Source organism: Embleya sp. NPDC059213 (assembly GCF_042754445.1).
In the GTDB taxonomy this organism is placed as follows: domain Bacteria; phylum Actinomycetota; class Actinomycetes; order Streptomycetales; family Streptomycetaceae; genus Embleya.
Genome location: NZ_JBHZAV010000199.1, coordinates 1 through 17,224, shown reverse-complemented (window position 1 = coordinate 17,224; position 17,224 = coordinate 1). Strand labels below are relative to the sequence as shown.

14 protein-coding genes and 1 pseudogene are annotated in these 17,224 nt (G+C 71.0%); 6 read left to right on the top strand and 9 right to left on the bottom strand.

What is annotated here, in order from left to right; all coding sequences use genetic code 11:
* Positions 1–111 precede the first annotated feature (111 nt).
* The 3 genes from ACFXMF_RS40380 to ACFXMF_RS40370 form a co-directional block, all read right to left on the bottom strand.
* Complete coding sequence (locus tag ACFXMF_RS40380; RefSeq protein ID WP_379989929.1) at positions 112–2,775, bottom strand: SdrD B-like domain-containing protein; 2,664 nt, start codon at positions 2,773–2,775, stop codon at positions 112–114.
* Positions 2,776–3,295: 520 nt separating this feature from the next.
* The gene (locus ACFXMF_RS40375) at positions 3,296–3,964 is read right to left on the bottom strand and encodes an alpha/beta hydrolase family protein (RefSeq protein WP_360321926.1); all 669 of its coding nucleotides are present in this window, start codon (positions 3,962–3,964) and stop codon (positions 3,296–3,298) included.
* Positions 3,965–4,048: 84 nt separating this feature from the next.
* Positions 4,049–4,483, bottom strand: a complete 435-nt coding sequence (locus ACFXMF_RS40370; protein ID WP_379989928.1) for a dihydrofolate reductase family protein — start codon at positions 4,481–4,483, stop codon at positions 4,049–4,051.
* A gap of 165 nt (positions 4,484–4,648) precedes the next feature.
* On the opposite strand from ACFXMF_RS40370, the gene ACFXMF_RS40365 reads away from it, so the two are divergent.
* Positions 4,649–5,527 (top strand): LysR family transcriptional regulator, encoded by an 879-nt coding sequence (locus ACFXMF_RS40365; protein WP_360321932.1) that lies wholly within the window; start codon positions 4,649–4,651, stop codon positions 5,525–5,527.
* 242 nt (positions 5,528–5,769) lie between these two features.
* Here ACFXMF_RS40365 and ACFXMF_RS40360 read toward each other — a convergent pair whose 3' ends face one another.
* On the bottom strand, positions 5,770–5,985 hold the full coding sequence (locus tag ACFXMF_RS40360; protein WP_360321935.1) for a hypothetical protein: 216 nt from the start codon (positions 5,983–5,985) through the stop codon (positions 5,770–5,772).
* Between the two features lie 304 nt (positions 5,986–6,289).
* Positions 6,290–7,291, bottom strand: coding sequence for an alpha/beta hydrolase-fold protein (locus tag ACFXMF_RS40355; RefSeq protein ID WP_360321938.1), 1,002 nt, complete (start codon positions 7,289–7,291; stop codon positions 6,290–6,292).
* A gap of 577 nt (positions 7,292–7,868) precedes the next feature.
* Here ACFXMF_RS40355 and ACFXMF_RS40350 point away from each other — a divergent pair.
* From ACFXMF_RS40350 to ACFXMF_RS40340, 3 genes and pseudogenes are all read left to right on the top strand, one after another.
* Complete coding sequence (locus ACFXMF_RS40350) at positions 7,869–8,372, top strand: hypothetical protein (protein WP_360321941.1); 504 nt, start codon at positions 7,869–7,871, stop codon at positions 8,370–8,372.
* A gap of 53 nt (positions 8,373–8,425) precedes the next feature.
* Positions 8,426–10,750, top strand: coding sequence for a protein translocase subunit SecD (secD, locus tag ACFXMF_RS40345; RefSeq protein ID WP_379989927.1), 2,325 nt, complete (start codon positions 8,426–8,428; stop codon positions 10,748–10,750).
* 739 nt (positions 10,751–11,489) lie between these two features.
* Positions 11,490–12,066, top strand: a pseudogene (locus tag ACFXMF_RS40340) (histidine phosphatase family protein); the annotation flags it as partial.
* Between the two features lie 105 nt (positions 12,067–12,171).
* Here ACFXMF_RS40340 and ACFXMF_RS40335 read toward each other — a convergent pair.
* Together ACFXMF_RS40335 and ACFXMF_RS40330 are read right to left on the bottom strand one after the other, a co-directional pair.
* Positions 12,172–13,416, bottom strand: coding sequence for a methyltransferase domain-containing protein (locus ACFXMF_RS40335; protein ID WP_379989926.1), 1,245 nt, complete (start codon positions 13,414–13,416; stop codon positions 12,172–12,174).
* 276 nt (positions 13,417–13,692) lie between these two features.
* On the bottom strand, positions 13,693–14,166 hold the full coding sequence (locus ACFXMF_RS40330; RefSeq protein ID WP_360321950.1) for a hypothetical protein: 474 nt from the start codon (positions 14,164–14,166) through the stop codon (positions 13,693–13,695).
* Positions 14,167–14,262: 96 nt separating this feature from the next.
* On the opposite strand from ACFXMF_RS40330, the gene ACFXMF_RS40325 reads away from it, so the two are divergent.
* Entirely contained in the window at positions 14,263–14,673 is a 411-nt protein-coding gene (locus ACFXMF_RS40325; RefSeq protein ID WP_379989925.1) for a RidA family protein, read from the top strand.
* Positions 14,674–14,759: 86 nt separating this feature from the next.
* Here the strand turns inward: ACFXMF_RS40325 and ACFXMF_RS40320 are convergent, their stop codons facing one another.
* Positions 14,760–15,002 carry a hypothetical protein gene (locus tag ACFXMF_RS40320; RefSeq protein ID WP_360322026.1) on the bottom strand — a complete coding sequence of 81 codons (243 nt, stop codon included), beginning with the start codon at positions 15,000–15,002 and terminating at the stop codon, positions 14,760–14,762.
* A gap of 189 nt (positions 15,003–15,191) precedes the next feature.
* Between ACFXMF_RS40320 and ACFXMF_RS40315 the strand changes: the two genes are divergently transcribed.
* A complete protein-coding gene (locus tag ACFXMF_RS40315) occupies positions 15,192–16,586 on the top strand; it encodes a hypothetical protein (protein ID WP_379989924.1) in 1,395 nt (464 codons plus the stop codon).
* Between the two features lie 140 nt (positions 16,587–16,726).
* Here ACFXMF_RS40315 and ACFXMF_RS40310 read toward each other — a convergent pair.
* Positions 16,727–17,224, bottom strand: a 498-nt coding sequence (locus ACFXMF_RS40310; RefSeq protein ID WP_380021072.1) for a hypothetical protein, incomplete at its 5' end; no start/stop codon positions are given.

The following is a 17,224-nucleotide window of genomic DNA, read 5'->3' as shown; positions in this document are numbered from 1 at the left end:
GGGCGGCCCCCCGGGCCCCCCCCCCCCCGCCCGATCCGGCTCGGTCGGCGGTCGGGGGTCGGCAATCCGCGCCGGCCTCCTACCGCCTACCGCCTTCCGTCGTACCCGGAGCTACCGCTGCCGGGCTTCGCGCCTACGGAACAGCACCAGTCCCCCGCCACCGAGAGCGATCAACGCCGCGGAAACGGCGAAGGTCAACGGCAGGTTCCCCGCCAGGCCGGTGCGTGCCAGTGGCGACGACGAACCGCCGTGGTTGCCACCCGAGGTACCCGGTGTGGCGGACGCCGTCGGCGTGCTCGTCGTGGTCGGCGGCGGTGTGGTCGGCAGCCGTCGGTTGACCGCCGTGACGGAGACACCGGCGTCGAGGTTCTCCGCGTTCAGCACCAACGGGCCGAGCACCGGTTTCTCCGGAGGGGCGTAGCCCTCGGGAGGGCTGACCTCCCGCCAGTAGTACGTCCCCGGCAGCACGTCGCGTTTGCAACCGCCGTCGGTACCGGTCGTGCAGGGTTCGCCGACCTTGGTGTCGGGGGTCGCCCCCTCGACCTGCAAGCCTTCGGTCCCGTTCGAATCCCTCCACAATTCGAACTTCGCTCCGGCCAGCGGTTTTTCGTCCTGATCGTGCTTGACCAGGCGTACCGCACCTTCCTGTTGACGGAATCCGAAGTCGAACGTGTGATCGTTCTCGCCCGGTCCGCCGGTCGTCAACGCCCGTTCCGGATAACGTCCACCGGTCGGGACCTTGCCCTTGGAGTCCACGAAGCGGTTGTCGCCGACACCCTCGTCGGTCGGCACCCACTGGTACAGCGGCCCGTTCGGGGCGTAGTCGGCCGGGTTGTCGATCCGGATCGTGTACTTGGTCTTCGGCTTCAGACCACCGGTGACGTTCGAGTCGTCGAAGTAGTACTCACCGCGCGGTGACGTCTTCGTCGTCCCGACCACCTTGCCCGACTCGTCGTAGAGGTTGACGGTGGCGCCCGGAACCGGACGCTGACCCGGGCGCTGAATGCCCTTGCGCTCGGGGTCGTACCAGACCCGGTTGCCGATCTGGAGCGGCGCCTGGTCGCAGAGCACCTCCAGGTCGCCCATCGAGGCGCCCTTGCCGAAGGAGGCGTTCCCCTCGGTGTTCAAACGCAGACCCGCGGCGGGCTGCCGCGTTCCGTCCCGCTTGGTGAACATGGTGCCGGCGCCCCACGCCGTGTCGATGGGGTCGACACCGGCGGTCGCGACGAACTCCTCCACCTTCGACAGCGCGAGGCCGGCGTAGGCCGCGTTCGGGTGGCCGTTGTTCATGGTGTTGACGTTGAAGAACCTGGTTCCGCGCACCGTCTTCCCACAGCCGGTGTTCGTGTCCATGACGTACACGCCGTCGGCCGGGCACGCCTTGTTCAGGTCGCCGCCGGCCACCATCGCGATGGCGGTCGTCGGGTCCCCGGCCCGCGCGTAGGCCGTCGTCCGGTCGGTGAACCGGTCGCGGAACGCCAGCAACATCGAGCCGTCGGTCTCGAAGGCGAGGTCGGCCAACTCCGGTTCGGGGTTGGCCATGGCGCCTGCGCACGTCTGCCCGTTCTGCTGGGTCGGGAACGTGTCCGTCCACGGGAACCAACTCGCCCCGCCGCAGGGCCCGCCGAGCGTGGCCTGACGCGGGTAGTCCAAGGGCTGGTTCAGCACGGCCTTGGTGAAGGCACCCGTCGCCGGGTCGAACGGCAGGACCACGGCACGCAGGTCCGAGACCTTCCCGGTCGATTCGCCCGAGCAGACGCCGCCGACGTATCCGACGCCGTCCTGCAGACCCAGGCCGAACGGACGCCAGTCGCCCGGCGCGGGGCAGCCCGGGTCCGGGATCGCGTACGAGGCCACCGGCGCCGTCGCGGTCGCCGAAGTGGCGTCGTAGCGGTACAGCTTGCGGTTCTGGAGGTTGACGACGAACAGGTCGCGGCCGTCGTCGGAGACCTCCAGGTCGCCCAGACTCTCCTTGCCGGGAGCGGCAAGGAAGGCGTTGTCACTGGCACCCGCGCCGTGCGCCGAGGTGCCGGCGTCCGGGACGGTGGTGAACAGTGACGTCTTCTTCGTGGTGACGTCGGTGACGTAGATCCCGCCGGCGCCGCCGGGGCCGTACGTCGTGTCGCGCTTGGCCAGTGCCGAGCTGAACAGTCGCTTTCCGGGCTTGTTCCAGCCGATGCCGTAGAGGTTGCCGGTCTCGGCGTTCGTGGACAGGTCCGTCACGTTCGTGTTGACGCCGCGTGCATTGTACGGGAATGTCACCAAAGTCCGCTTGGGCGTCGGTTCGTTCGTCGCGGGCTGGCATGCGGTCGCCAGCGGCGCGTTCTTCTGGCAGTAGTCGCCTGGGCTCCACAGGCCCGTCGTGTACGCGACCTTCTTGCCACCGGTGAGGTCGACGAACTCCTCGTTGCTGCTGAGCTGGTTCGGCGCACCGTCCAGGCCCTGTCGCGACGCGAACGCCGGGAAGAGCACACCCGGCTTCGGGTTCACGACCTGGACCCGGTACTTGCCGGCGGTCGACCCGGCCGTGCCGGGCGCCAGCGTGACGGTGCCGTCGGCGGCCGTCACGCCGGTGACCTTGACGCCGTCGTCATTGGTGAGTGTCACCGTGACGCCGCCCATGCCCGGCTCCAGGGCAGGACTCCACACACCGGTGGTGTCGACGGCCCGTACCACCCGGACCGTTACGGAGCCGTCGTCGGTCTGCGAATACGCCGGCGACGCCGCCAGCGCGAAACCGCCGAACCCCACGGCGAGCGCCGCGAGACTGCCCATGGTACGACGCGCGCGTAAGGCCGACCGCAGTCGGCCCGGCAAGTACGCCGCGCCGTCCGTCTGTTCACTTGAAGGTGTCATACCCACTCTCATCATCTGAAAGGGCCCGATGCGCGACCCTGCGGGGAACGCCACGGATCCGCCGTGACCCGCCTCGTTGGCCGAAGCCTAGAGGGGATTTTGGCAAGTGCGGTACGACAAAGCCAAGTTGACGTTGGAGCGATTTCCCCCTCGACCTCCGTGGGCACGTCACGCTCGTTGCGAAGCCGATAAGACGATGATTACGAACGCGCATTCGCATGGCGGTCCGCGCGAGCGACGCCCAGACGCCGACCGCGCGCCGCCGCACCGAGGGAACGAGGCCACGGCACGAACCGCCCGGGGTGCCCTCGGCCCGTTCGGCGAAGGCACCCCGGCGGTCGTCCCTGGCGAAGCCGAGCGCACCACGGCCCGTTTCGGCGACCCGGGTTCAGGACCGCGCCCGGGTCCAGGGCGGTGCGGCTTCGCCCGGTCGATCGGGTCACGCCGCGTCGAGAAGGATTTTCAGCAGGTCGTCCGGGGCGTCCCGCATGACGTTGTGGCCGGACGAGACGGGGTGCACGTGCCAGGTGGGGTCTTCCGCCAGTCGCCGCCGAACCTCGTCGAACGGCGACGCTCCGTCCCAGCCCGTCGCGTACACGAAGTCCCGGCGCTCGAACCGATCGAGGCCGCCTTCGAGTCGTACCACCTGCATCAGCGAGGCCAGCGGGTGCGGCGTGGCCCGCGCGTCGAAGAAGGGCAGGGGCTCGCAGGAGTAGCCGTCGCGGCCGACACCACGCAGGTACCACTCGCGCTCCCGGTCGTTGACCAGGGACCAGCAGGATTCCCCGTCGCCCGGCACCAGGGCGTCGACGTAGACGAGCCCGCGCACCCGGTCCGGGGCCCGGTCGGCGGCACCGGTGATCACCATGCCGCCGTAGCTGTGGCCGACGAGCACGGCATCGGTGATCTGCTCGTCCGCCAGGAGGTTCAGCACGTCGCGGATGTGCGTGTCGAGGTTGACCGAGGCGGCAAGCAGATGCTTTCGGTCGCCGACACCGGTCAGGGTCAACGGATAGGCGTCGTGGCCGTGCTCGCGGAGCCGCCGGGCCAGGGGTTGGAACGTCCAGGCGCCGTGCCAGGCGCCGGGAACGAGGACGAAGGTGGTCATCGGTTGCCTCCTCGTGCGGAATGGATGCGGTGATCGCACATGGTGCGGGTGATGCTTTCGGCGGTCGGGCCGCCCGAAGACGGGTCAGCCGGGACGGTAATGCAGGTGGAGCACGCCGAGGGGCGATCGCGTCGAGCCCACCAGGGTGAGCGGGATCCGGTTGTCCTCGGCGGCGAACAGCCGCTGTCCCGAACCCAGGACGACGGGGAGAACCAACAGATGGAGATCGTCGACGAGTCCGGCCCGCAACAGCGAACGGGTGAGCGTGACGCTGCCGGAGACGTCGATGTCCTTGCCCGGCCGACGCTTGAACTCGCCGAGCGCGACCGCAAGATCCTCGTCCAGGACGACGGAGCCGTCCCAGCCGGTCGTGCCCCGGGGGACCGCGTACGAACGACCGTCGACGGACGGAGGCGGCGCCTGCACGACGACGCCGTCCAAGGACACGTGATGTGTCGCCAGGATTCGGCGAGCCGACGACCGGGCCTCCTCGGGATTTCCGGTGGACCCCGTGGACATGCGTTCACTCCGAGCGGTCACAGCGGTGCGAGCGCGCAGGGAACCGGTCCGGTCGGGACCATCCTCGCGCTTCGATGACGTGATCGACCCAACCGCGCCGCACCGTCCGCCATCAAGGCACAATGGGCGCACGGTTGTTTAGCGGAATTCAAAAACGGGGCCGACGTGCTGGAGCGGGTGGAGGTCGAGTCGTTTCTGGTGTTGGCCGAGGAGTTGCATTTCGGACGTGCGGCGCAGCGCCTGGGACTGACCACCGGACGCGTCAGCCAGACCATCAAGAAGCTCGAACGCCGCGTCGGTGCACCGCTGTTCGAACGCACCACCCGTCAGGTGGCACTGACCCCGTTGGGGCGGACGCTCGCCGACGAGCTCACGCCCCTCGTGGCCGGCATGGACGCCGCGCTGCACCGCGCCGTCGACGCCGCCCGAGGCGTCACGGGTGTACTCCGGGCCGGTTTTCTCGGGGCGGCGGCCGGGCAACTCCTGTTGAAGGCCATCACGGTGTTCGGCGCTCGCCATCCCGACTGCGAGGTACGCATCCACGAGACCCAGGTCCACGACGCCATGCCCAGGCTGCACGGCGGCGAGATCGACGTGCTCATCACGGCCCTGCCGGTATCCGGGGTGGCCGCGGGGCCCGTCCTCCTGGAGGAGACCCGGGTATTGGCGACACCCGCCGATCCCACCTGGACGGCCCGCACGTCCGTGTCCGTGGAGATCCTTGCCGAGCAACCCGTGATCCAGATGTCCGCCACGATGCCCCGGGAACTGCGCAGCGACCGCTCCCCTCTGCACACCCCCGCGGGTCGGCCCATCCCGAAGGGCCCGACGGCCGACACCTTCCCCGAAGCCCTGGCCCTGGTGGCCTCGGGCCGCGGAGTCTTCCCGGTCGGTGCGCACGCCGCACGTTTCTACCCGCGCCCCGACATCGCCTACGTACCCTTCCACGACGCCCCGCCCGTCCGCTGGGGGCCGGTCCGGCTGCACACCAACGACACGGCCCGCGTCCGGGCCTTCATCCGGGCCGCCGAAGACGCATCCTGACGCCCGCCCGACCACACACCACGCACACCTCGTCGAACCGGCCGGCCCCACCGTCGGGAACACCGCCGGCTCACCCGACGTCCCCGTCGACGGCGTCCGCAGCCTCGGCGGCTCGCGCACACCACCGCCGACCCCGACGTGCGTTCGTCGACCCGCCGACGGTTTCACCGTCGCCACCTCACCCGAGGTCGGATCCCCGAAACGGTCCACCCGTCGTCAACGGATGGATCGAGGCATCGCGCTCACATCAGGACGCCGATCAGCACGGCCGTCAGCGTGGTGATCGCCAGGACGAACAGGCCGCCGCAGCCGCTCCCGGAGTTCTTCTTCGACCGCCTCGATCCTCCGGGTCGTCTGCCGCCGCCGTGTTTGGCGCAGTAGCGCTCCCCCGGCCGGGCGTTGTTGCCGCAGGTCTTCCCGCCCCTGCTGCCCTTCGTCGACCTCTGGCAGCTGCCCATGAATCGTCCCCCTTCGACCGTCGGTCACCCCATGTTGTCGAACCATCGCGCGGCGTGTGGGGTTTCCCGGGAATGGACGATCGCAATGGGCCGAGGGAGCGCGGGACCGCGTGGCGGGGCGGTGGGAGCACCTCGCCGATGGACCCGGGCCCCGTCCGCACCACCCGGGCCCTCGACACCTCCGACCACACCACGGTCCGGAGCCCGTTGCGGCCGCGCCGAATCCGCAGAGCGCGGCCGGACCATCCGTGGCACCCGACGGGATCACCGACGGCATCCGAAATCCGCGGCGCGGCCGATCTCGCTAGGACGCCGGGCGAAGGTGGGCGACGATGCCGTCGAGGTCCTCGGCGAGCAGGTGCCAGCGGAGGGTGTGGCCGCCCGGGACCTCGTGGGCCGTGTACGCAATGCCCGCCTGGTCGAGGAGGCCGCGGAACTCGCGCTGCCCGTCGAGTACGTGGGACTCCTGGAAGGCGCTGAACCACGGGATGTTCTCCGCGCCCGTGCCGGCCACCATGAAGATCCGCTTGTTCTGGTAGCTGGGGATGCGCTCGACGGCGTTGTCAGCGCTGACGCGCGCCTCGTTCCACAGCGGGACGCCGTAGATGGTGCCGCCGCCCAGCTCGATGGCGGCCGAGGAGGCGTTGGCCCAGTGGCCGACGGCACCGCCGTTGAGGCGGAGGCTGGGCGGACCCGAGTGGGCGCTGACCGAGGCGAAGTGGCCGTAGTACTTGGCCGCGTACTTGAGCGCGCCGAAGCCGCCCATCGAGTAGCCGGCCACCGCCCGCCCGGCGTACTCCGCGTGGGTCCGGAAGTTCGCCTCGATCCACGGCAGGAGCTGCGTCATGTGGAAGGTCTCCCAGTTGCGGGGACCGACGAACGAGGTGACCGGGTTGGAGTACCAGCCCGCGCCGCCGCCGTCCGGCATCACGACGATGATCGGTTTGCCGGCGGTGAGATCCCGGATGCCGCCGGGAACGTCGAAGTTGCGGAAGTCCGCGCCGGTGCCGCCGCCGTGGAACAGGTACACGACGGGGTAGCTCAGACCACTGGTGGCATAGCCGTCCGGCAGCAGCACGTTGACGCCGGGGCCGGTGGTCCAGCCGATCTGGCTCGTCTTGAAGCGGTAGTACTTCAGGCGGGGGTCGCTTTCGTTGCTGTCGATGATGTGCAGCCCGAAACCGTCGCCGGCCGCGTGGGCCGCCGAGGCGCCCGCGAGGATGCCCGCGCCGCCGAGTGCTGCTGCTGCGGACAGGCCGCCGGCGGCCTTCAGAATGCTGCGCCGGGTGGGCTGAGACTCGGTCATGGCGTCCCCCGTGTTCGATGTGGGTTGCGAATGCGGCCTGTGGGCGTGCGACTCTCGCCGTACCGCGCGGGTCGGCGTGGGTGAGCGAGAGGGCGGCGCGGGACGACCGACCACCCCTTGCGTGGCGGTTGGTTACATCCTGTGCGCGTCGATCACACACCAGTCATCTTCAATCGTCAATGCCGAATCGAGTTAAGTTTTAGAGGCGTTCGCCGCCCGAACTCCCTTACGCACAAGGGCTACACGTGTCACCGCCGACCGACCTCGACCACGACGCGCCGGGCCCGCCACACCAGCCATAACGCCCGGAATCAGACGTTATGTCGCGAATCGGCCGGCGAGCCGAGCCGGTGGCCGAAAGCCGCAACCTCGCGGCCCAAGGCCCCCTTCGCCTGTATCCGTCGTCCCGCGACCCACCCCGGTGCGCCGGAACGCGCCCGATCCCACCGCCCCCGCAGGTCGGGTGAGCCGGTGGATACGGGTGGCGGGAACTCGGGACGGTCGGCCCGGCGTTGCGACTGTGAACCGGGTCGTGCCCCACATCGGCGTGGGAACGACGCAGACCGAGGAGGGCGCGATGATCCGGCGACACGCCGTCGCTCGTCGTCCCCTCGCCGGCTCCCCCGCCTCGCGCCGCCGCAGCGCCAATCCCCCCGCTCGCCGGGGCTACCGGCGCGGCAGTTGGCTCGGGGCGTTGCTCGCGATCGCCCTCGCGCTGCTCGGCGCGGTGGCTTCGCCCGCGTCCGCGCGCGCGATCACCGCACCCGATCCGGACCGCGTCTCGGTCGCCGCGCACACCACCGCCGATCCGGGGCATCTGCGCGACGTCGCCGACGAGGCGACCCGCGATGTGCGACGTGGCCCGCCGGCACCGCTCGCCGCCCGCGAGTTGCCGCACGAGCGGCACCACCTCCACCACCACTCGCACGACGCGGGGCTCGCGGGACACGCCTTCGCCCTCGTGCCACCCGCAGGGCACCGAACCTGCGCCCCCACCGCCCACGCCAACCCCGCGCTGCCCCGGTTCGTGCTCCCGCCGGGTCGCGCTCCACCGTCTCCCCGGGCTCCAGACCGTCCCTGAGTCCGATCGCCGCGCGCCGACTTTCGGCCGCGGCGCATCCGTGGAGACCACCCTTGTCACGTGCCACCAAGGTGCGGGCGTTGTTCGCCCTCGCCATCCTCGTCATGTCCACCTACATCGCCGCCACCGTGCCGCCACGCCTGGGCCTCGACCTGCGCGGCGGCACCCAGATCGTCCTGGAGACCCGGGACTCGCCCACCGCGAAGGCCGACCGCGACGCCACCGATCGAGCCCTGGAGGTGCTGCGTCGCCGAGTCGACGCGCTCGGCGTCTCCGAACCCGGCCTGGTCCGCTCCGGTGACCGACGGATCATCGTCGAACTGCCCGGCGTGCAGGATCCGCGCCGCGCCGCCGAGGTGCTCGGCCGTACCGCACAACTCACCTTCCATCCCGTTCTCGGACTCGCCGACGCGAGCGATGCCACCACCACACCCGACGCCGAGGGACGGCAGGTACTGCCGGACGAGTCCGGACAAATGCTGAGGCTGGACACGACGCGGATGACCGGAGCCGACGTCGACCGGGCCGAGGCCCTCCTGGATCCGGCCGGTGGCGGCTGGCACGTCACCCTCGACCTGCGCGGCCGGGGCGAACGGGCCTGGGCCGAACTCACCGGGGACGCCGCGTGCGCGCCCGCCGGAACGCCCGCGCGGCGCGTGGCGATCGCCCTGGACGGCAAGGTCGTCTCGTCGCCCCAGGTCGACGCCTCGGTGGGCTGCGGCACCGGAATCCTCGGCGGATCCACCCGCATCACCGGCGACTTCGACAAGCGCGAGGCCCGCGAATTGGCGCTGCTGATCAACGGCGGCGCGCTGCCGGTGCCGGTCGAGACGGTGGAACACCGCACCGTGGGGCCCACGCTGGGCAAGCAGGCCGTCGAGGCGGGCACCTGGGCCGCGATCATCGGCGCCGCGGCGACCGCGTTGTTCATCGCGGGCGTGTACCGCCTGCTCGGCGTACTGGCAGCCGTGGCCCTGGCCGGCTACGGGCTGATCGCGTACGCCGCCCTGGTCGGCGTGGGCGCCACCCTCACGCTGCCCGGAATCGCCGGATTCGTACTGGCCGTCGGCATGGCGGTCGACGCCAACGTGCTGGTGTTCGAACGAGCCCGCGAGGAATACCTCGCCCGTACCAAACCGGCCCTGCGCCCGTCGCTGACCCGAGGCTTCCGCAACGCGTTCGGGGCCGTCGCCGACTCCAACATCACCACGCTGATCGCCGCCGGCCTGCTGTTCTTCCTGGCCACCGGCCCGGTACGCGGATTCGGGGTGACGCTGGGCATCGGCGTGCTCGCGTCGATGGTCAGCGCGCTGGTGGTCACCCGGGTCCTGGCCGAGTTCGCCGTGGGTCGGGCGGCGGTCCGACGCCGGCCCCGGATCAGCGGCATCGCGCACGCGGGCCCGGTGCGCGAGTGGCTGGCCCGACGCGATCCGCACCCGATGCGGCATCGCGGGCGCCTGCTCGCCGTCTCCGGCGTGCTGGCGCTGGGCCTGGCGGTGTCCGGTGTGGCGGTGCGCGGCGTCGACTTCGGCGTGGAGTTCACCGGCGGCCGGCTCGTGGAGTACTCGACCACGCAGTCGGTCGATCCGGACCGGGCCCGGTCGGCACTGGCCGACGCCGGGTTCCCCAAGGCCGTCGTACAGACCTCGGGCGATCACGAACTGACCGTACGCACGGCAAAGCCGACCGAGGCCGAGGAGGCGCGGATCACCGCCACGATCGGCGAACTCGGCCGCGGCGCGGAGAAGGTGCGCGACGAGTTCATCGGACCGAGCCTGGGGGCGGAACTGCGGCTCAAGGCCATGATCGCCCTCGGGATCGCGCTCGCCGCCCAGATGGCCTACCTCGCGGTGCGGTTCCGCTGGACCTTCGGGCTGGCCGCGGTCGTTTCGCTGGCACACGACGTACTGATCCTGGTGGGCGTCTTCGCGTGGCTGGGGCGCACCGTCGACGCGGTGTTCCTGGCCGCGCTGCTCACCGTGATCGGCTACTCGGTCAACGACTCCGTCGTCGTCTTCGACCGCATCCGCGAACTGCGCCGCACACCCGCGCCCGGCAAGCGCTCGCTCGCCCGGATCACCGACACGGCGGTGGTGCAGACCCTGCCGCGTACGGTCAACACCGGTTCCGGCGCGTTGTTCGTCCTGATCGCACTGGCGGTGTTGGGCGGCGACTCGCTGGCCGACTTCGCGCTGGCGCTGCTGATCGGCGTCGTGGCAGGCACCGTCTCCACGGTGAGCGTCGCCGCCCCGCTGGCCGTCGTGTTGGAGTCCCGCTCGACACCCGTGCCGCCCCGCGCGTCCCGACCCCGAAGCTCCACCGCCCGCGCCGGTCGCCGTCCCGACCACACATCCCACGACAACGGCGCACGCGTCTGATCCCACCCACCCGGCCACCGTGCCCACCCACCGACTCGCCGACGCAGCCCGTCCGGAGGCGCCGATGTGCCCGCCGGGCCGTCTCGCCTCCTACGGGCACGTCAAGCGGTTCGTCATGGTTGCCCCTTTCGCCCGCGCCTGCCGGCACCAGGCCCCGCGCCACCGCCCACCCTGATCCGGCAAGCCACGCCCGGCCATCCGTGAACAATGTCGGGTCCGGCTGGAGCACGGGCCCGAGGGCCCGGTCGCAAGGCGAGCCCGCTGTCACCCGCACTCGGGCGCCGGCGGCAACGCCGGTTGCGACCGGGCCCGCCGGCCCCTACCCGGCGCCCCACCCGGTCGCCCTCGAACCACAACAGATCTTCGACAAGCACGCGACGCCCGACCCCTCCCGACTCCGCCGCGCCGGAGCCCGACCCCGGCCGCCCTATCAGGATCGGGCCCCGCACCGGTGGAATCGGTGGGGTGAATCGCCTCGCCCCTCGCACGCCGCGCCGACCCGACAACGCCGCGTTCCGGACCGCCTACACCATCGGCATGTTGCGCCGACTCCACAGGCGACGGGCGTCGCACTCCGCGACCAGGGTCGGAACGTACACGATCACCGCCGCACGTTCCGCCGTCGCGTCACGCTGCCGGGCGGCCGGCTGGAACCGTGGTTCCTCGGCAGTGTCCGTCCCGACGTCGTCCCGCTCCTGGTCAGGGCGAACGCACGCGTCATCGGATGGCGTGCACGGCCATGGGTGAGCTGATAGTGGTCCGACACGGCCAGACCGAGTGGAGCTTGTCGGGCCGACACGCAGGCCGAACCGACGTCCCACTGACCGAAGCGGGTGAGGCTGCGGCCAAGGCGCTCGCTCCCAGGCCGGCCCGGCGGTCCCTGGTCGCCGTGTTCAGCAGTCCGCTGGGTCGGCGATGCGGACCGCCGAGCCGGCGGAACTGGCCGGCGCCGAGCCCGAACCCGACCTGGTGGAGTGGGACCACGGCGGCTACGAGGGCCTGACCTCGGAGCAGATCCAGGCGACGAGGCCGGGTTGGGACCTGTGGCGGGACGGTGTCCGCCCGGCAACGCCGACCATCCCGGTGAGCAGCTCCGGCAGGTGGCCCTGCGCGTGGACGCGGGGCTGAACCGGATCCGCCCGCTGTTGGCCGACGGTGACGTCGCCGTCGTCGCCCACGGTCATCTGGCCCGCGTGCTCACCGTACGCCGGCTCGGCCTCGACGCCTCCGCCGGCCGGATGCTCGGCCATCCACATCCGGGCACACTCGGCTTCTTGACCACCGAGCACGGCCGTCCCGTCATCGCCGCATGGAACGTCCCTTGGCGGCAAGCCGGTTGCCACACCCCACCACCGGCGGGCCGCGCCACGAACAGGCCGGCCCGTCCGCGCCCGGCCCTTCGGGATGCGCGCCGGCCGGGTTCAAGGACGTGTGTCGGGGCGCTTGTCGGTGGTGGGCAGCGTGTTCGCGGGATCGTCCAGCCATGGGGTCTGGGTGCCGGGGGTGGCGGTGACGCCGAAGCGGGTGCGTTCGGGGCGGCCGTGCTCGATCCACCAGGCGAGGGCGGCCTCGATCTCGTCGAGGATCGGGCGGGGCCCGTGGGTCGCCGTTTCGAACACGTCGGCGCCCGAAGTGTGGTCCACACAGGCCCAGGAATGGGTGTCCGCGTCGACCAGCCACAGGGTGAACTCGCCGTCGTCGCCTCGCGCCGCACCTGCGGGGCGGCCGATCGAGCGCCGAACGCCGGGGACGAGGAGGCCCGTACAGAACGCGGCGTCGCGGTCGTCGACCAGGAGCCGGGGATCGAGGGTGGTGGTGCCGGCCGTGCCGAGGTCGTCTTCGCGGACGGTGTCCATCACGCCGCCACGCACGCCCTGGCCGCGTTCCCACATGAACGCGGCGTCGCCCACCACCGGCCCCGATGCCCGTGGGCTACCGTCGGGATCCGTCGCGACATCCAGGGCGATCAGGACTCCGTTGTACAGGGCGCTCCCCCACGGGGTGACGATCCGGCCGCCGGGGCGCGTCTGGGCGATCCACGCGGGCGGGATCGTATGGACCGAGAACGTCGACAACACCCGGTCGTAGGGCGCGTGTTCGGCACTGCCCCGGGTGCCGTCCCCGACGATCAGCCGGGGGCGGAGTCCCGCGCGATGCAGCGCGGCGCGGGCGTCGGCGGCGACGGCGGGGTCGAGTTCGACGGACACGACCGCCGCGTCGCCGAGTCGGGTGGCCAGCAGCGCGGCGGTGATGCCGACGCCGGTGCCGATCTCCAGGACGCGGTGTTCCTCGCGCACGTCGAGGTGGGCGAGCATGGACGCGACCATCCGCGGCATGCTCGCGCTGCTGGTGGGGTACAGCGAGAACTGCGGTGCGGCGGTGCCGTTCTCGACCTGGGTGATCAACGCGGTGTCGGTGTGCACAAGGCCGCGCCAGCGCATCGGGTCGTCGTGGCGATCCAGGCGGTGGTAGCCATCGGGAGCCGGCACCCAGACCCGGTCGGGCACGAATGCGGCGCGGTCCACACGCTTCCACGCATCGGCCCAGTCCGGGGTAAGCCACCCACCGGCCGTGAGCCCGGTTGCCAGCGCAACGGCATCGGGCACCATCGCCGCGTCGCCCGGCGCCGGGATGTCGGGGGCGTCAACGCCGGGAGGTGTACTCATTTCCCCGGCGGAGCGGGCGGATTCGGCTCCGCCGGCGGGATCGGCCGCCCAGGCTGCTGACCGTCACCCTCGATCGGATCATCCCCACCACGATGACGCCCGGGCATCGCCGCCTCCTACTCCTACCGACCAACAAGACCACCCATAGTAGCCGAACGCATACGCCGAAGCGGGAGGACACCACCGGCCCGGCGCCGATGGCCCCCCACCAGGGCCACCCCCGGTGACGGATCTCGTCCAGGTCGATGCCCGGTACCGGACACGGTGCGACCTCCCTCAGGACGGGGTCGCCGACGCGTTGTGGATCTGCGTAAGGGTGCTCTTGAAGGCGACCCGGTCGGCGAGCGCGCGCAGTTCGGTGCGGGCCGCGTGGTCCCCGATGCGAGACAGGGCCGTCACGCCCGCGTTGGCCACCTTGGGGTTGCGCGGGCCGGTCCCCTGGACGTGGACCAGCGAGACGTCGACCAGCGCGGCGAGCGCGGCTGCGGTGTCGGCACGCGCGGGCAGGAACGACAACAGCCAGGCCAGGCCGCGCAACGCGTTGGCGTTGTGTGGGTCGAAGCGTTCGTTGACGTCGCGCCATCGATAATGGCCCTGCGCGAACGGCGTCGGCCGGGGCCTGCCGAGCAGTTCCCACAGGCGTGGACGTGTCGGCGTACCGACCCTCCAGTCGTCCGTGGGGGCCAGGCGAATGGTCTCGATGTCGGTGTGCCCGTCCCTCGCCAGGGTCTGCGGCAGGTGGTGCGTCACGTCGCTCGACTGCCCGAATACCCTGGCCCGCCCGGCAGTTGTGCAGCCCTGCCAGGATGTGCATACCCGACAACCCGAAGAAAGGCCCCGAAACCCATGGTTCGCGCCGTCACCCTCATCCGCTCCGCCTCCCTGTCCGACGTTGCCGAGTACGCCTACGCAGCCACCGCCCCCGCCGACGCTCGCCTGATCTTCCTCGCCGGGGCGTGTCCCCTGAACGAGGACGGTTCGACGGCAGCGATCGGCGACTACGCAGGTCAGGCGCTCAAAGCCGTCGAGAACATGCGGGTTGCTCTCGCAGCCGCCGGCGCGTCGCTCCAGGACGTCATCAATACAAGAGTTCTCGTCGCATCGGCCCGGCAAGAGGATCTGGTGGCTGCCTGGAAGGTGGTCCGAGACGCGTTCGCCGACCACGACGTCCCCAGCACCTTGATGGGTGTCACCGTGCTCGGTTACGCCGATCAACTCGTCGAGATCGAGGCCGTCGCCGCCGTACTCGACTCCTGACCACGTGACGCGTGTCGGGTGTCAGAGGCAGATGTCTGGCTCCGACCAGGTCTGCGTCGCCCCTCCGCCATGGTCCTTGAAGTGAATCACCGTGCACTGGAAGTTCCGGCGGGTCTCATTGCCCACCGTGTACTGATAAGCCGGTGGGGTAGCGCGCCCATCCCGCCTCGCACCCAAGGGTGTTGCACAAGTAGTCGCCGATTGCTCCCCACACCGGCCAGGCGCCAGTAGATCGTTCCGTGCTCGAACCGCGTTCGTCGGCCGATCCCGTCGGGACCGACCAGCTCGTCCGAGCGGGGGCACCCAAGTGCCCCGCCGATACCGCCCATCCGGATGTATCGCTGGTCGATCCCCACGACTTGCCGGTTGCGGGGGGAAATCGTGGTCGGTTGGGGGAGTTTCCGGCGCTTGGTCGCGGTGTGCGCCTAACCTGGGAGAGCGGTCGGGGTGCGGGGAGTGTGCCTCGGCGACGGCGTTTCGGCGTGGGCTCGGGGGCGGGCCACGCGGGGGGCGGGGTCATGATCGTACTCGTCATGCGGACGATGGTCCGCTCGCAAATCCAGCATTGGCTCGTCTCCGCGACGCTGCTGGCCTGTGCGTGGGCTGCCCGGGAGGCGGCCGACGGTTCGGGACAGCCGCGCGGATACGAGCTGTTCGTGCTCGCCGCCGTCGCCGTCTACGCGGCGCTCGCCATCGCGCTCGGTGCGTGGAGCAAGAAGGCGAAGCCGAGCGGCACACCCGGCGATCACGTCAAGCGCACGGCGGCCGAGGACGGGGCGAAGATCGCCAAGGGCGTCGCGCGGAAACTGGCGTGGACGGTCCTGGAGTCCAAGCTCCAGGCCGTCGCGCAAATCGCTTACGCGCTCGCGATGTTCCAGTTGCTCGTGCTCACGCTGCGCACCGAGGCACCTGACAACGCGTCCGCCCTGGTCGGCGGGTTGTCGGCCGCGCTCGCGCTCCTGGCCGCCGCCGGCGCGTCGGTTCTGGCCCGGGGACTGCGCGAGGACGACGCGGACATGGTCGGCGCGGGGCTGATCGCCGTGGCCCTGGCCATGCTCGCGCTGATCGCGGCGGGTGCGGCCGTGCTGGTCCGGGTCGGCAACGTTTCCTTCGACGTCGCGCTGCCGGGCGGCCCGTCCGCGCAGGCGTACGGCATTGCCGCAGGCGTCCTGCTCGCGGGCGTCGTAGTCGCCGTCCTCATACGACTCGACGCGCCGGTTCGACGTGCGGCGGCCCTCGCCGGGCTGCTCGTCGCGGTGCCGGTGCTCGTCGTCGTGCTGGGCATCGAAGTCGTCGTACCGGCCTACACCGCAGCGACCGCCACGGTCTGGACCACATGGACCACCATCGGGGGACTCTTGCTGGTCGCGGCCGCCGGCTGCGCGTTCGCCGACGAGGAGGCGGCTCGATACCTCGGCGTGGCGGGCGGTGCCGTCATCGCGGCCGAGGTCGTCACCTGGGTTGCCGTCCGCCTCTACGCCGTCGCGATCACGAACGGCTGGACGATCGCCATCGCCGTCGCGGCCCTGCTCGCGGTCGGCGGCGTCGCCTGTGCGGCGCGTGAGGTCGGGCAGGCCGCCAGGGTGCTCTTCACCGTGGCCGGCGCGATCATGGCGGCCCTGCTCGTGGCGTGGGTCGCGATGGCCGTGTTCGCGTTCGTCGGCGGGCTGGTCGAGAGCATCACCGGCCATCTGGGCCTGGTCGGCACGATACTCACGTCCCTGCTGCTGATCGGCGGGCTCGGCGTGCTGATCGCGCAGTACGCCACGCACCGCTCCCTGGTCAGGTACGTCGAGGGCAACTACCTGATGCCCCCCACGATCACGTTCCACGAGCAGTGGCACTGGGGCCTCTACGCCGTGATCGCCGGCAGCGGCGCAGGGCTCGTCGTTGCGATCGTGGTCGCGTGGTGACAGACGGGTGCCGACCGGCCGTTGCGCGGTAAGTCCGTTGCCTGGGAAGGGGGTTCGGCGTCGACCGGACATCAGGACCACACCGATGGTGGCGAACGTCGGGACGATGACGAGGAGCGCCCGGCCCGTCGATCCGGTGATCAGGTCGAGTACTCGCCGTTCCAGGGGTCGCAGAAGCCGAGGCCGTCGGGGTGGAGCTCGGCCCAGTCGTCTTCGTCCTCGTGCCCGCCGTGTTGCGAGATGACCAACCCGAACAGCACGTCGTCGACGATCAGTTGAAAGGGCCGGATGCCGATGCTCCGGAACTCTCGACGAGGCAGGGCGTCCAACAGCTCCGCCATCCGGGCTTCGGCGCGGGCCAGGACCGAGTCCGGATCGCCGTGCTGTCGCTGCTGTTCGCGCCAGGTTCCCGCGCACCGGATATCGGAGTCGACGTGGTGACCCTCGACGTCGAACCGGTGCAGGACGACGTAAAGGCGTTTGGCGTCCTCCCAGCCTTCGCCGTGGCGATATCCCTCGGGGAAGGCGTAGGTGATCGAGGCGAGGAATTGGCCGTCCGCGAATCGGCCGATCGTGTCGGTCCGGTAGTCCGGCTCATATGCGATGGGGATGATCTCGGGAACGGCGAGGGCGGGACC

Excerpts from the sequence above, each read along its gene's own strand:
- ACFXMF_RS40380 (WP_379989929.1), bottom strand. The coding sequence starts at position 2,775 with ATGGGCAGTCTCGCGGCGCTCGCCGTGGGGTTCGGCGGTTTCGCGCTG.
- ACFXMF_RS40375 (WP_360321926.1), bottom strand. The coding sequence starts at position 3,964 with ATGACCACCTTCGTCCTCGTTCCCGGCGCCTGGCACGGCGCCTGGACG.
- ACFXMF_RS40370 (WP_379989928.1), bottom strand. The coding sequence starts at position 4,483 with ATGTCCACGGGGTCCACCGGAAATCCCGAGGAGGCCCGGTCGTCGGCT.
- ACFXMF_RS40360 (WP_360321935.1), bottom strand. The coding sequence starts at position 5,985 with ATGGGCAGCTGCCAGAGGTCGACGAAGGGCAGCAGGGGCGGGAAGACC.
- ACFXMF_RS40355 (WP_360321938.1), bottom strand. The coding sequence starts at position 7,291 with ATGACCGAGTCTCAGCCCACCCGGCGCAGCATTCTGAAGGCCGCCGGC.
- ACFXMF_RS40350 (WP_360321941.1), top strand. The coding sequence starts at position 7,869 with ATGATCCGGCGACACGCCGTCGCTCGTCGTCCCCTCGCCGGCTCCCCC.
- ACFXMF_RS40335 (WP_379989926.1), bottom strand. The coding sequence starts at position 13,416 with ATGAGTACACCTCCCGGCGTTGACGCCCCCGACATCCCGGCGCCGGGC.
- ACFXMF_RS40325 (WP_379989925.1), top strand. The coding sequence starts at position 14,263 with ATGGTTCGCGCCGTCACCCTCATCCGCTCCGCCTCCCTGTCCGACGTT.
- ACFXMF_RS40320 (WP_360322026.1), bottom strand. The coding sequence starts at position 15,002 with ATGGGCGGTATCGGCGGGGCACTTGGGTGCCCCCGCTCGGACGAGCTG.
- ACFXMF_RS40315 (WP_379989924.1), top strand. The coding sequence starts at position 15,192 with ATGATCGTACTCGTCATGCGGACGATGGTCCGCTCGCAAATCCAGCAT.